This is a genomic window from Ruminococcus sp. YE282 (genome assembly GCA_900101355.1).
GTDB lineage: Bacteria > Bacillota > Clostridia > Oscillospirales > Acutalibacteraceae > Ruminococcoides > Ruminococcoides bromii_A.
The window spans coordinates 1-13,865 of the sequence record FMUV01000011.1 but is presented as its reverse complement, the minus strand read 5'-3'; the positions used below and the strand labels follow the sequence as shown (position 1 = coordinate 13,865).

Below are 13,865 nucleotides of genomic sequence, written 5' to 3'. Positions count from 1 at the left end.
TACTTTATTATTATATTATACTATAATACAATTTAAATTTCAAGTATTAATTATTTCTCAGCGTAATGCCGATTTTTTTCAGATTATCAATAACCCTGTCCATAATTTGCTGAACCTCGGAAGAAGCAAGAGTTCTTTCGTTTGACGAAAATTCAAATCTTATGGTTATGCTGTGAATCAAATCGGTATCATATGTGTCAACGATTTTTGTGTTTTTCAGTATTTCTTTTCCTTCGTCTTTCCAACACTCGGAAAGCTTTTCAAAGAACATTCCCTTTGGAATTATAACGCTTATATCATAATCAATCGGCGGGAATTTTGAAGGTTCTTCGTATACTATTGAAGCATTTTCAACCGAAGCAAAGGTGTCCATATCAATTTCGGCAAATACTATGTTTGCCTTTTTATCGATTTTTTTGCCCACAATCGGATGAACAATGCCGATTGTTCCGATTTCCTTGCCGTCAAGCACTATTGTATTAAGGTTTACGGGGTGCTCATAGCTGTGCTTGGGTTCAGCCTTTTTATAGGTGAGGGGCTTATGCTTTAGGTCATCGGCAATAACGGCAAGCATATCTCTGAGTTCAAAGTAAAGAGTTTTAACGTTTTTGGTCTTACTGAAAAGTGTAACGGCAAGTTTTTTGCGCTCAATGCAAAGTTTGTTATCGTCAACGCCGTTTACGACTCTGCCTATTTCAAAAATTCCAAAGTCGGGAGCGTAGGAAGTGTTTACCTTAACCTGGCAAAGCTGGGTGGGTATCATTGAATTTCTCAAGGTTTCAATATTTGGGTTTGTGGCGTTTGCAAGTTTAATATTATTCTCCACAGGAATATTAATTGCCTTTAACTCGTCATAATATGCCCATACATAAGACTGAAGTTCGTGAAGATTGTATTTCTTAACGAGAATATCCTTGATTTTGTCCTCGTTGCTCTTTTCAACGGTTGCTCTGACAGGGTAGAGGGGAGAACGTGTGGTGTGAATCTCAAAATTATCATAACCGTAAATTCTCGTGATTTCCTCAATTATATCCGCCTTGATTGTAACGTCCTTTGTGGCTCTCCACGACGGAACAACAACGTCAAACACATCATTTGCAAGCTGTACTTCAAAGCCGAGGCTCTTAAGAGTTTTTACAATTGCGTCATTTGAAATTTCAATACCTGTATAGCGGTTTACGAAGTTCTTGTCAAATGTAAGTTCAACTTTGTCATAGTGGAATGCGTATTCGTCCGTTAATGCCGAAACCACCTTAATATCGTTGTCGTACTTTTTAAGCAGATATATAAATCTTGCAATTGCAACGTCGGTCATCTCGGGGTCAAGACATTTTTCGTAGCGCATAGATGCGTCGGTTCTGTGTGAAAGTCTGACGGTCGATTTGCGAATTGAAGCGGCGTCAAATGTTGCGGATTCAAGTGTAAGTGTCGTTGTGTCGTCAACAATTTCGGAATCAAGACCGCCCATAATGCCGGCGATGGCAACAGGCTTATCTCCGTTGCAAATCATCAATGTGTTTTCGTCAACGTTTCGTTCAACTCCGTCGAGAGTTTTGAAAACAAACGGCTTGTCAAAACGTTTAATTCTGATTTTTTCTACCTTGCGTGAATCAAATGCGTGCATGGGCTGTCCCATCTCAAGCATAAGGTAGTTTGTGAGGTCGGCAAGATAATTAATTGCTCTCATTCCGCAGTAGTACAGTCTTATGCGCATATTTACAGGACTTACGTTTCTGTCGATATTTTCAACCTGCATACAACTGTAACGCTGGCACAGCTTGTCCTCGATTTTCATATCTATCTTTGCAAGATTTGCATATTGCTCCAAGTTTTCAACTTCAAGAGGTTTAAGCTCTCTGCCTGCAATAGCGGCAAATTCTCTTGCAATTCCGTAATGTCCCCAAAGGTCAGGGCGGTTGGTAAGAGATTTGTTGTCAACTTCAAATACTATATCTTCAATTTCATAAGCCTGTTTCAGGTCTGTACCGTTCGGAATATCGTCGGTAATTTCCATAATGCCCGAGTTATCGTCGCTTATGCCTATTTCGCTTTCGCCGCAGCACATACCGTATGATGTGTAGCCTGCAAGGTCGCGCGGAGCAATTGTTATTTCGCCGATTTTGGCGCCAACCTTAGCGAAGGCCGTTTTCATTCCGACACGAACGTTCGGTGCGCCGCAAACAACATCCGTCAGCTTTCCGTCGCCTGCGTCAACCTTTAGAAGATGAAGCTTTTTTGAATCCGGATGTTTTTCAACCGATTTTATTTCAGCAACAACAACGCCGCTTATGTCTGAGCCTTTGTGAAAAATATCATTTTCAACTTCGGCAGTTGAAAGAGAAAATTTCTGTATGAGTTCAATTTTGTCAAGACCTGATAAATCAACAAAATCCTCAATCCAATTCATTGATAAAAACATATAAACCCTCCTTATTCGTCGTCATCTGTAAACTGGGCAAGAGCCTTAAGGCTGCCGCTGTTAAGGTCTCGGATGTCTTTAATCTTATATTTCATCATAGCAAGACGTGTGAGTCCGAGTCCGAATGCAAAGCCTGTGTATTTGTCTGGGTCAATTCCGCCCTCACGTAATACGTTGGGGTGAATCATACCGCACGGACACAGCTCAAGCCAGCCGCTGTGCTTGCAGGAAGCGCAGCCTTCGCCGCCGCAGATAAGGCAGCTTATGTCAAGCTCGAATCCCGGTTCCACAAATGGGAAGAAGCCCGGGCGAAGTCTTACCTTTATATCTCTTTGGAAAACTTCGGAAAGCATGGTTTTCATAAAGAAAATCAGGTTGGAGATAGATATATCTTTGTCAACCATTATTCCCTCCATCTGGAAGAAAGTGTTTTCGTGGCTTGCGTCAGTTGCCTCGTTTCTGAAACATCTTCCCGGGAAAATTGACTTTATCGGAATACCGTTTTCAAGGTCTTTTGCATATTTTTTAAGAATTGCGTTCTGAGCGGCAGAAGTTTGTGATTTTAACAGCTGACCGTTTTCAAGGTAATAGGTGTCCTGCATATCTCTTGCAGGGTGGTCTTTCGGAATATTTACCGCCTCAAAACATTCATAGTCGGTAACAACTTCGGGATAATCCTCAACGGTAAATCCCATTGATTTAAAAATCGACTCGCACTGTCTTTGCACAAGGGTAATCGGGTGATATGAACCTCTTGCAAGTTCAGGCAGTACAGTTATATCAAACTGAGGCATTGCCGAGATTTCACGTTCAATCTCTTTTTCTTTAAGCTCGGCAATTCGCTCTTCAATTTTTTTTGCGGTTTCAGCTTTAAGCTGGTTTACTTCTGCACCAAATGATTTTCTTTCTTCGTTTGACAGTTCTTTCATACCTTTGAGCAAGGCTGTTATGCTGCCCTTTTTGCCAAGGTAAGCAACCCTTATTTTATCAAGGTCAACAAGATCTGTGGTGTTTGCAAGTTTTTGCTTAATTTCATCTTTAATGACATTAATTTTGTTGTCCATAAAAACCTCCGTAATATAAAATAAACCCCTGCACAGGCAAAATGCTGCGCAGGGGCGAAAATTCCGCGGTACCACCCTGATTTCCGCACAAAGCGGACTCTCGTTTGACATATAACGGTGTCTGCCGTTGAAGCCTACTTAAAAGTTCAGCCTCACCGCTCAAAAGCGAACTTCACGCAAGATTGCACAACGTGCTTTCAGCCTCGACACATCTCTCTTTGGAACAAATCATACGCTACTCTCTTTGTCACAGCGTTATCTTTTAATATCTTAACACTAAACAATTGATTTTGCAAGTTTTTTAATAATGTTATTATAATAATGGGCTGAATAATGGGCTGAAAAACTGTGCTAAAAAACAGTTGACAATCTTAAAAAACAGTCTTATAATTTATACGTAATATAAATTCGGCAATGATGGGATGAGCTGATTTTAAGCCCTTCAGAGAGAAGTCGGTCGGTGAAAGACTTTGGGTGAGGTTTCAGCGTGCTGCCCCGGAGCTTTGTGTGATTAAGCACAACGTTTGTCAGCGTTAATGACTTGTAATCTGATGATTACTCAAAGCGGACGTTTTACGTCAATTTGGGTGGTACCGCAGGAATTATCCTGTCCCATTTTTATGGGGCAGGTTTTATTTTTGCAGTAATTTTTGCCGAAAGCAATCAATCTTAACCGAATATCAGATTGATGCTAAATCGAAATTAAGGAGAATAATTATGGAATGGACAGGACTTAATGAATTAAGAGAAAAATTCCTATCGTTCTTTGAATCAAAGGGATGTCTCAGACTTCCGAGCTTTTCGCTTGTTCCAAAGGATGATAACAGCCTTTTGCTTATCAACAGCGGTATGGCACCTATGAAAAAGTATTTTACCGGAGAGGTAACTCCGCCGCGCAAGCGTGTTACTACCTGTCAAAAATGTATCCGTACTCCGGATATTGAGCGTGTAGGTATTACTGCACGTCACGGCACATTCTTTGAGATGCTCGGTAACTTCTCTTTTGGCGATTACTTCAAACACGAAGCAACCGCTTGGGCTTGGGAATTTTTCACAAAGGTTCTTGAAATGCCTGCCGACAAGCTTTATGTTTCTATTTATCAGGACGATGACGAGGCATACAAGATTTGGACCGAAGAAGTAGGCGTTGACCCGTCGCATATGGTTCGCCTTGGCAAGGAAGATAACTTCTGGGAGCACGGCTCGGGTCCGTGCGGTCCGTGTTCTGAGATTTATTTTGACCGCGGTCCCGAAAAAGGCTGCGGAAAGCCCGATTGTCACGTTGGCTGTGAATGTGACAGATATGTTGAGGTTTGGAACCTCGTATTTACTCAGTTTGAAAGTGACGGCAAGGGTAACTATACTCCGCTTGACCATCCTAATATTGATACAGGAATGGGACTTGAACGTCTTGCCTGCGTAATGCAGGGAGTTGACAACCTGTTCTTGGTTGATACAATTCAGAATATTATGAAGAAAATATCTGAGATTACAGGCGTAGAGTACGGCACGGATGACAAAAAAGATATTTCCCTGCGTGTAATTACAGACCATATCCGCAGTACAACATTTATGATTGGCGACGGTGTATTGCCTTCAAACGAAGGCAAGGGTTATGTTCTTCGCCGTCTTCTCAGACGTGCTGCACGCCACGGCAGACTTCTCGGATACACAGAACCTTTCCTTTATAAAGTTTGTGATACAGTCATCAAAGAGAACCTTACCGCATATCCTGAATTAAAGGAAAAGCAGGAATTTATTACAAAGGTTATCAGAGTTGAGGAAGAGAGCTTTGCAAAAACAATTGACCAAGGCTTTAAAATGCTTCAAAATATTATTGAAGACGCAGACGTTAAAACCCTCAGCGGCGAAGATGCGTTTAAGCTCAACGATACCTACGGTTTCCCGATTGACCTTACAAGAGAAATTCTTGAGGAAAAGGGCATAAAGGTTGATGTTGACCGCTTCCGTGAACTTTTGAAAGAACAGAAAAAGCGTTCTCGTGACGCCCGCAAAAATGCAGGTGCAGACGCTTGGATTTCAGATTCCACAGATTTGTCGGATGTTGAAAAGACAGAATTTGTCGGTTATACAGACCTTGAATGTAAGTCAAAGGTACTTGCAATTGTAAAGGACGGAATCAGAATTGAAAGCGCAGGAGAGGGCGAAAGTGTTGTGCTTGTGCTTGACAAAACTCCGTTTTATGCCGAGAGCGGCGGACAGGTTGGCGACACAGGCGTAATTGAAAGCGGAAGCTTTTCAGCCGATGTATTTGACACAACCAAAGATACTTCGGGTAAGCTCTTCCTGCATGAGTGCTCAATCAAGAGCGGTTCAGTCAATGTCGGCTCAGAGGTTAATTGCGTTATTGATAAGGAACGCCGTGCAGACATAACCCGTAATCACACAGCCGCTCACTTGCTTCAGGCTGCTCTCAGACAAGTGCTGGGCAATCACGTTCAACAGGCAGGTCAGCTTGTTTCAGACACAACTTTGCGTTTTGACTTCACACATTTTGAAGCAATGACCGCAAAAGAGCTGATTGAGGTTGAAAACCTTGTTAACCAAAAAATATTTGAGGCTATCGAGGTCAACACACGTGAAATGCCGATTGAAGAAGCCAAAAAGCTTGGTGCAATGGCTTTGTTCGGCGAAAAATACGGCGACGTTGTACGTGTTGTAAGCGCAGGAGATTTTTCGGTTGAATTTTGCGGAGGTACTCACGTAAAGAACACTTCAAATCTCGGACTTTTCAAGATAAGACAGGAAGGTTCGGTTGCAGCGGGTGTAAGAAGAATCGAAGCTTTGACAGGTTACGGAGTGCTTAATTATATCAACAAGGTAAATGCCGCAATTGTCGGTGCCTGCACTGCTTTGAAGATAGCAAATCCGAAGGCCGTTGTTGAGGGAGCACAAAAGGCAAGCGAGATTATCAAGGCTCAGCAAAAAGAAATTGCAGAGCTTAACTCAAAACTTGCCGTTAATAAGCTTGCGGAGTTTTTTGCAAACACAGAGGTTGAAAACGGTGTAAGAATCGTTACAGGTTCGCTCAGCGACGTTAACGCCGATGTTCTTCGCTCAATGTGTGAACGCGGCAAAGATAAGGCGCCAAACGCTGTAATCGTGCTTGCAGCAGTAAACGATAATAAAGTTACATTTGCCGCAGCTTGCGGAAAGGCTGCTCTTGAAAAGGGCGCAAACGCAGGCAAGATTGTCAAGACTGTTGCACAGGCAGCAGGCGGCAACGGCGGCGGAAAGCCTGACCTTGCAATGGCAGGTGCAAAGGACCCCGATAAGGTAGAAAAGGCTCTTTCTATTGTTAAAGATACAGTATATTCAATGTTGAAATAATGCTTTCCGTGATATATTCTTAATATGTTGAGAAAAACATATTTGAGGATAAAAAGAGCATTTTGGAATGTTAAATCATCGGCATATTATTCCAATAACTTACAAAATTGTGCATAACTTACAAACTTTTGTGAAATCCTTGTGCAATTAGTAAAGTCACAAATCATTAAAAACCATTGAATTTTTGTAACAATTATTGTATAATTAGTTCACTGAGAATTATATTTCTCGGCTGAACGATAATCTTAGGAGGAAACTAAAATGTTTAAAAAATTAGCAAGCATTGCTCTTGCAGCAACAATGCTGACAGGTACAGCAGCTATCGCAGCAAGTGCCGCTGAAACAACAGACGACGCAGCAGTTGCAGCTACTGAGCAGGCAGCAGTCGGTGCAGATGATTCATCAGTCGGAGCAGACGATTCATCAGTAGGTGCTGACAGTTCATCAGAAGTTGGTTCAGGTAACGTAATTAACTTTGATGCAAACAGCACAGGCTGGAAAAACTTTAAGTATTGTATGTGCTACATCTATGAATATGCCGGAGACGCTTTCAAAGATTGGGGCGTAAAGGCTACTCGTATGAAAGATGATGACGGCGACGGCGTATGGACATACGACCTTGATAAAGCAGGCATTACTCTTGACAGCAGCAAATATTACGGCGTTCTTTTCTCAAATGACGTTGGTATGCAGACTGCTGACCTTCTTTTAACAACAAAGTGCTTTGGCGATACAGCTTATGTTAAGGACCAGAGCCAGAAATATGAGAATACATCAGACTCAAATAAGTCTTCTAACGTTGCTTATTGGAAATCAAATACTGACTGCCAGCCGATGAAGCTTGTTACAAGTATCGGTAACATAGTTGGTGAGCAGATTTGCCCTGCTGATTCAGCATACGGCATGTTTGTTAAGTTCCTTAAGGATACTCTTAACAATGCAAGACAGTTCTCAGGCAAAGACGATCAGACTCTTATCGATGACACAGCTAAGGCTCTTGGCCTTGGTCAGGACCTCATTCCTGAGGCAATCAAGGAAGCCGGCGTAGAAGCTTCTTGGACAGCTGCTAAATCATCAGCTTCTAAGACTTCTGATTCCAGCGCTAAGACAAGTGCAAACGGCACAACAAGCGGCGGTTCATCAAGCTCAGGTTCAGGTTCATCAAGTTCCGGTTCATCAAGTTCAGGTTCATCAAGTTCATCAGGTAGCTCATCATCAGGCTCAAAGTCTGTAAGCTCAGGTCAGGAAACAACAATCTTCTTTGTTCTTGGCGGTGTTATGGCAGCAGCTGCCGGTGTAGTATTCCTTTCAAGAAAGAGAAAGATGGACTAATTTTAAGTTAAAACTTAAATTTCAAATTTTAAGCGCTGTCGTTTTGCAGCGCTTATTTTTGTGCTTTTTTCCAATTGTTTTGTGTTTATCACAGAAACCCAAATTTGTAGACTCAAAAGTATTTGTTATTTATTATAATTTCCTTATAACGAAATAATACTGTCTTTGCTTTACTGTAAGTAATCTTTTTATTTGCAAAAAGCAACATAGAAATGCGCCGTATCTTGCCCTTCAAGTATGATACGGCGCATTTTAGCGTTTTTCGTAAGTGGCATATTGACTTTCGCATTTAACAATGGTTTGTCCTGAACGTGTAAGATGAAGACTGATATATGCATCACAACTTTCACGTATTACTTGAGACATTTTTCCGTTCTTGGGTGCAAAAAGGCTGTGACCGCTGTTGTTGGGGCGGATTTTAATCTTTAATACAAGGTCTCCTTGTTTCAAGCAAATTTTATTATTTTCCGCTTTTAATATTTTTACTCCATTATAAGTTGCAAAACGGTATTCCTGCCCTTGATATATTATAGCGCAGATACATCCGCTAAATGAAAAGCCGAGAAACGGTATGTGCGCAATTGACAGCATAACCGAGCACGGAATGGGAAAGTCGTTGCATTGAAGCCAAATATATGATTTAGGAAACGAACGTCCGCAGTCCTTTTCTGTGTATCCGCTTCCGCCGTTAAAAATGTGCTTTTCTCCGTCTATAATTATGCTGCCGTTAACCGTGTGATACATACTTACAACACCGTGTTTGCACTGCATAGGCAGATGAGCAAACGGACCCATAATATCTGAGCAAAGCGGTGTTGTGTTGCCGTAGCTTAATGTTCCGACAACTCCAGGGAGCTGTACTATTGCACCTGACGGTGAGAAAATGCAATTTCCTGTGCGTACGGTGTTTCCGTTTACATAAAAATCGGGCATTTCAAAGTTTTTGGTGCCGCTGTTGTCTATCATTTGTACAAACGCGCCGCTTTCCGCCCTGCCCGGGATAAATGCCAACATATAATTTTCACTGCGCTGCTTATAATACCAACCCTCAAAATGTTTGTTATACATTGGCATTCCTCATTGCAGGATTATCTATAAGAGAACCGTTTTCGTCAAATCTTGAACCGTGACAGGGGCAGTCCCAACTGTGTTCAGCCTTGTTGTATCTAAGCGCACAGCCAAGGTGCGAGCATCGTTTTGTCGTGGGAATAACAAAGTCTGCAACGGTTGCGCCCAAGTTGCAGAAAAGCTGCGGATGCATAACGCTTCTGTCAGGTGCAAAAGCTTTTGAATAGGGGTTGCTTTTTCCCTGCACCATGTCGCACAGAATATCGGCAGCTGCCATTGATGTTGTCATTCCCCAATGATTAAATCCTGTTGCCACATAAACATCTGGGAGAGATTTGCTGTAAATTCCGATGTACGGGATGTTGTCAAGCGTCATACAATCTTGGCTTGACCAGCGATATGCTTCTTTTGCACCCTGAAAATGACTTAATGCAAATTCCTCAACAGCCTCATATCCGCCGCCTTTTTTGCCCGTTCTGTGGTCGCCTCCGCCAATGAGCAAAAGGTCCTTGTAGTTGCGAAAGTAAAATCCACCTCGCATATTTGCCGTGCAATGAATCTGCGGTGCATTTTTGTAGGCAATAACATAGGAACATTTTTGGTATTGTTTCATAAAAAACATACCGTGTTGGTTAATAAATGGAAAATGTGTGGCAATTATATATTTATTTGCATTTATTCTTCCGTCATCGGTAAATGCGGTTTTTCCGTCAATTTTATTTACAAACGTATTTGAATAAATATTCAGATTTTTTGCCGCTGCATTAAGAAACTTAAGAGGGTGAAATTGCGCCATATCGGGGTATATTACTGCGTCGGCAACGGCAAAAGGCAGTTTTGGATTTGAGGTGTAAACAGCGGGAAATCCCAGACTGTTTACAAATTCCGCTTCTTCTCTGAGGTTGTCCTCTCCTGTCAGAGAATACATAACCGACGGACAGGTTTCCATATCGCAGTCAATTTTTTCAGCCGATTTTCGGAATTTTTCGACTGCCTCAAGATTTGCATTTAAATATTGTTTTGCACGTTCTTCATCATACTTTTTTGCAAGCTCAACATATGGCAAATCGTGCTGTGCAGTAAGCACCGCAGTTGTTCCCTTGGTTATTCCTCTGCCAATTTCTTTGGCTTCAACAAGTATGTTGTCAATTCCGCATTCCGTAAGTCGGGCTGCGCAGAGTATCCCGGCCATTCCGCCGCCTATAACACAAACTTCCGTGCTGATTTCGCCCTCAAGTTTTTTATGTGTTGCAGGATGTACACCCTCGGTCCACAAGTAATTCATATCAGTTATGCTCCTTTCGGCAGTAATAAGTAGATATCGGTATTTACTTATTATCAGCCGAATTGGAAAAGATATGCATATTTGTTTATATTCCGACTGTTAAAAAATGCGATATTTTGTTAATCCGCTTTTTCACCTCTGAGCATAACGTTTGCGCAGAACACTCCGTTCGATTGCGTAAATCTGCAATAACCGCCGTTTTTTTCAGCCATACTCCGCACCGATTGAAGCCCCACTCCGTCGCCTTTGCGTTTTGACGACTGAAATACTCCGTTTTTTTCTTTTATTATACCGTCAAACTTGTTTTCAACTGTTATAAGAACAACGTTGTCAGAGTGAAGATATGCCTGAAATTTTATATAGCGCTTTGTTTTTTCGGTACGCAGGCTTGCTTCAAGTGCGTTTTCAAGCAGGTTAGACATAATCAAGCACATATCAATTTCAGAAACGGGAAGTTTGCGCGGAAGGTCAATGTCAATTGAAAACGGAATTTGATTTTCCTTAAACCTAAGGCAAAAATGTCCTGCCACGCCGTCAACAGCTTGGTTATCGCAAAGGTTAAGCTCAACATTCGGTATGCTTTCCCAAGCATTTCCCAGATAGTCCTTTAGTTCCTCCCATTCCTTACGTTCCGCCAATGCGGAAAGAACCGAAAAGTGATGTCTCATATCGTGTCTTGCCTGTCTTGTTTCCTCAATTGCTTTGCACAGTCTTTCATATTGAGATTGCTGCATTGACAAAAACCGATTTTCCTGTCTCAGTCGGTCATTTCGGCTGAGACTTCTTGCTATAAAATATAAAAAAGCATATGACAACAAAAGCAAGAGCAAAAGTGTGCAGCTTATTACAATATATCCCTGCAATAATCTTCCTTGAAGTAAAATTTCTGGGTCAAAAGGTATAATAAATAAATTTACACCGATGGATACGACGGGCAAAAGCCAGAACACGTACCAGGTTTGAGCGATTCCCTCGTCGTCAAGCAATTCGCGTGCGGCGTGTGTTGCAGGATACAGGGCAAATAAGAAAAACACCCAGCACATTATGCTGTATATCGCCGCAGATTCAAAGCAGTACCAAGGAGCAGAGCTGTTGTCTGACAGCATAGAATTGGTTGCCTTTGCGATGCTGTCCAGACAGGCAAAAACCCCGCATATTGCCAGAATAACGCTTATTGATTTCCATTTACTTACATTAATTGTACTGCAATAAACCGCAGTAAACGCAATAATCAAGGGAGTGGAAATCCATAGAGTTTTAATTCTTAAAATGTAACATAAACTGCCGCAACCAATGCACAAAAGTATCAAAAGAGGGATACCTATGAGTGCCAATTTTCGGCTTGATATTCGCAAATGATGTTTCATTGGACAGTATGCAAGCAATGCGCCGGGAATGTAAACTGAAAATTGAATAATCGGATTTATAATATCAGGCATTGTTTTGTCCCCTCCTAAACAAAAAATCTCCGAAAGCAACACGGGCAGATTTTGCAAGGCTTCTGCTTACAGGAATTTCAGTACCGTTTTTTAATGTAAAAACAGAGCCGTTAAAATCTTTTGCGTATTCAAGGTTTATCAGAACACCCCTGCTGCACATAAAAAATCTTTCGTCACCTTCAAGTTCAATCATAAAGCCCGAAAATGTTTTGCGTGTAATCGTTGTCTGACCGTCGGAAGTGTGAATATGTATGCAATGCTGAAAATGTTCCGCAAAAATAATTTCGCAAAGCCTTATTCGTACATCTCCTCCAACCACGTTTACGTCAATATATTTGTCAGGCGTCGGAATTTTTTCAATAATTTCTTTGAATACGGCATTTAATTCTTCATCGGCGTACGGCTTTACAAGGTATTGAAGTGCCCTTACCTTAAATCCGTCAAGTGCATGGTCGGTAGAGGTAGTGGTAAAGACCAATATGCAGTTTCGGTCAAAACTTCGCAGTTCCTTTGCCACTTCAACACCGTTTTCGTCTTCCATATATATCCAAAAATACTACTTCAAAGTTGTTTTGCTTCGGCAATAAACTCCTTTACGCCGCCAAACTCAACTGTCTCGGCGTTTAGCGCAGAGCGGCTGAGCAATATTTTTATTCTTTTGTCAAGCTCATTGCGTTCCCGAACATTATCATCAACAATAGCAATACGCATATGAACACCTCCGATATAGAATTAATTTTGCATACTCTAAACATCGCTGAACAAGTCGGTGATTATAAATTGTGCCGCTTATACTATTAGTTGTAGTATAATTTTACTAAAATTTAAAATATGTTTATTGATACTATGTATTATATCACAAATAATCAGAAAAATCATTACATATATCGACAATTCGTGACGGATTTTTACAGTTTGTGCAAAACCTATGGAATTAAAAGTCATAATCCAATATAATGATGTAAACAGTCAGCACAGAGGTTTATCGGTAATGGCTGTGACACAAGGGAGGTGTAAATATGTACCGTATTTTTATCCTTACGGATGATACGAAGCTTGGACAGCAACTGGGGTTGTACACGAAAAAATATTGCGAACAAAACGGAAGTTTTCCGATATTAAGGCAGTTTGAAAATTCAGAGGAATTTTGCAATGCGCTGAAGACGGAGAAACCGACAGGTGTAATCATTGCATTGCCCGGGGTTGCAGGACTTAATGCATCAGAACGTCTGCGGCTGCTTTGCCCAAACTGTGGATTAATATGGTACAGCGATTTGGATTTTTCGTTGCAAGCTTATCGGCTGCGAGCGGATTACTTTTTTGAATATCCGCCGACAACAAGTAATTTGTGCGACGGATTGTCTGTTTGGATAAAACACGGAAAAGCACGGTTCAAAAGAACATTTAGTTCTGAAAAACGGGAATTACTTTGATTAGAACCGTCCAAAATTGCAAAATAAATTAGAAGGTGATGAATCAAATGTTTAAAAAAGTATCTAAGAGTTTGATTTCAGTTGTACTCGTATTGTGTATAACGGTGTCTGTATTTTCGGTTTCGCTCTTTAGTGTATCTGCCGGATTTTTAACAGATAAACTTTATGACAAGTTGTATGATATCGGAATGCGTGTTGCCTGCGAAGTTACTGAGACATTCGGCGGTCTCTACAAGTTATTAAAGACATTCCTGCTTTTGGAAAGAAATGTTTTATTCATCTTAAAAAGAGAAGATACCGTTGTTCCTGCGGTAAGCGCTTTGCTGAAAATAATTCGTTTCTTCCTCGTTATCACCGTATGACTAACAGACTTTCGGCATATATCATTGACCGATTAACAGATGTAACCTCGTTTTCCGGCATTGCAAGAGAGGTTAACCTCTCCGTTAGTACTGTTATCAGAATATTTGATTT

General features: G+C 41.2%; 11 protein-coding genes and 2 other annotated features. Of the genes, 4 read left to right on the top strand and 7 right to left on the bottom strand.

The features are described from left to right. Positions 1–46: 46 nt before the first annotated feature. On the bottom strand, positions 47–2,419 hold the full coding sequence (gene pheT, locus BLP46_RS05230; RefSeq protein WP_092976699.1) for a phenylalanine--tRNA ligase subunit beta: 2,373 nt from the start codon (positions 2,417–2,419) through the stop codon (positions 47–49). An 11-nt stretch (positions 2,420–2,430) separates the two neighbouring features. Then, on the bottom strand, positions 2,431–3,483 hold the full coding sequence (gene pheS / locus BLP46_RS05225) for a phenylalanine--tRNA ligase subunit alpha (protein WP_092976696.1): 1,053 nt from the start codon (positions 3,481–3,483) through the stop codon (positions 2,431–2,433). A 47-nt stretch (positions 3,484–3,530) separates the two neighbouring features. Further along, positions 3,531–3,743: a binding site (T-box leader), on the bottom strand. Between the two features lie 145 nt (positions 3,744–3,888). Beyond that, positions 3,889–4,101, top strand: a binding site (T-box leader). Positions 4,102–4,200: 99 nt separating this feature from the next. Between pheS and alaS the strand changes: the two genes are divergently transcribed. Continuing rightward, complete coding sequence (gene alaS, locus BLP46_RS05220; RefSeq protein WP_092976692.1) at positions 4,201–6,834, top strand: alanine--tRNA ligase; 2,634 nt, start codon at positions 4,201–4,203, stop codon at positions 6,832–6,834. Positions 6,835–7,095: 261 nt separating this feature from the next. Beyond that, positions 7,096–8,166 carry an LPXTG cell wall anchor domain-containing protein gene (locus BLP46_RS05215; RefSeq protein ID WP_092976689.1) on the top strand — a complete coding sequence of 357 codons (1,071 nt, stop codon included), beginning with the start codon at positions 7,096–7,098 and terminating at the stop codon, positions 8,164–8,166. 252 nt (positions 8,167–8,418) lie between these two features. Here BLP46_RS05215 and BLP46_RS05210 read toward each other — a convergent pair whose 3' ends face one another. The 5 genes from BLP46_RS05210 to BLP46_RS13005 all read right to left on the bottom strand — a co-directional run bounded on the left by BLP46_RS05210 (position 8,419) and on the right by BLP46_RS13005 (position 12,669). After that, entirely contained in the window at positions 8,419–9,234 is an 816-nt protein-coding gene (locus tag BLP46_RS05210) for a tocopherol cyclase family protein (RefSeq protein ID WP_167669188.1), read from the bottom strand. Continuing rightward, entirely contained in the window at positions 9,227–10,519 is a 1,293-nt protein-coding gene (locus BLP46_RS05205; RefSeq protein ID WP_092976683.1) for an FAD-dependent oxidoreductase, read from the bottom strand. Before BLP46_RS05205 ends, BLP46_RS05210 begins: the two co-directional genes overlap by 8 nt. Before the next feature lie 119 nt (positions 10,520–10,638). Next, entirely contained in the window at positions 10,639–11,958 is a 1,320-nt protein-coding gene (locus BLP46_RS05200; RefSeq protein WP_092976680.1) for a sensor histidine kinase, read from the bottom strand. Further along, entirely contained in the window at positions 11,951–12,499 is a 549-nt protein-coding gene (locus BLP46_RS05195; RefSeq protein ID WP_143000455.1) for a LytR/AlgR family response regulator transcription factor, read from the bottom strand. Before BLP46_RS05195 ends, BLP46_RS05200 begins: the two co-directional genes overlap by 8 nt. 20 nt (positions 12,500–12,519) lie before the next feature. Next, entirely contained in the window at positions 12,520–12,669 is a 150-nt protein-coding gene (locus BLP46_RS13005) for a hypothetical protein (RefSeq protein WP_167669187.1), read from the bottom strand. Between the two features lie 308 nt (positions 12,670–12,977). Here BLP46_RS13005 and BLP46_RS05190 point away from each other — a divergent pair, with 308 nt between their 5' ends. Together BLP46_RS05190 and BLP46_RS13295 are read left to right on the top strand one after the other, a co-directional pair. Beyond that, entirely contained in the window at positions 12,978–13,391 is a 414-nt protein-coding gene (locus BLP46_RS05190; RefSeq protein ID WP_092976677.1) for a response regulator, read from the top strand. Positions 13,392–13,608: 217 nt separating this feature from the next. Continuing rightward, the coding region (locus tag BLP46_RS13295; RefSeq protein WP_318259481.1) for a helix-turn-helix domain-containing protein at positions 13,609–13,865 on the top strand (257 nt) is incomplete at its 3' end.

Coding starts and splice junctions, on each gene's coding strand:
- pheT (WP_092976699.1), bottom strand. CDS start 2,419: ATGTTTTTATCAATGAATTGGATTGAGGATTTTGTTGATTTATCAGGT.
- pheS (WP_092976696.1), bottom strand. CDS start 3,483: ATGGACAACAAAATTAATGTCATTAAAGATGAAATTAAGCAAAAACTT.
- alaS (WP_092976692.1), top strand. CDS start 4,201: ATGGAATGGACAGGACTTAATGAATTAAGAGAAAAATTCCTATCGTTC.
- BLP46_RS05215 (WP_092976689.1), top strand. CDS start 7,096: ATGTTTAAAAAATTAGCAAGCATTGCTCTTGCAGCAACAATGCTGACA.
- BLP46_RS05210 (WP_167669188.1), bottom strand. CDS start 9,234: ATGTATAACAAACATTTTGAGGGTTGGTATTATAAGCAGCGCAGTGAA.
- BLP46_RS05205 (WP_092976683.1), bottom strand. CDS start 10,519: ATGAATTACTTGTGGACCGAGGGTGTACATCCTGCAACACATAAAAAA.
- BLP46_RS05200 (WP_092976680.1), bottom strand. CDS start 11,958: ATGCCTGATATTATAAATCCGATTATTCAATTTTCAGTTTACATTCCC.
- BLP46_RS05195 (WP_143000455.1), bottom strand. CDS start 12,499: ATGGAAGACGAAAACGGTGTTGAAGTGGCAAAGGAACTGCGAAGTTTT.
- BLP46_RS13005 (WP_167669187.1), bottom strand. CDS start 12,669: ATGCGTATTGCTATTGTTGATGATAATGTTCGGGAACGCAATGAGCTT.
- BLP46_RS05190 (WP_092976677.1), top strand. CDS start 12,978: ATGTACCGTATTTTTATCCTTACGGATGATACGAAGCTTGGACAGCAA.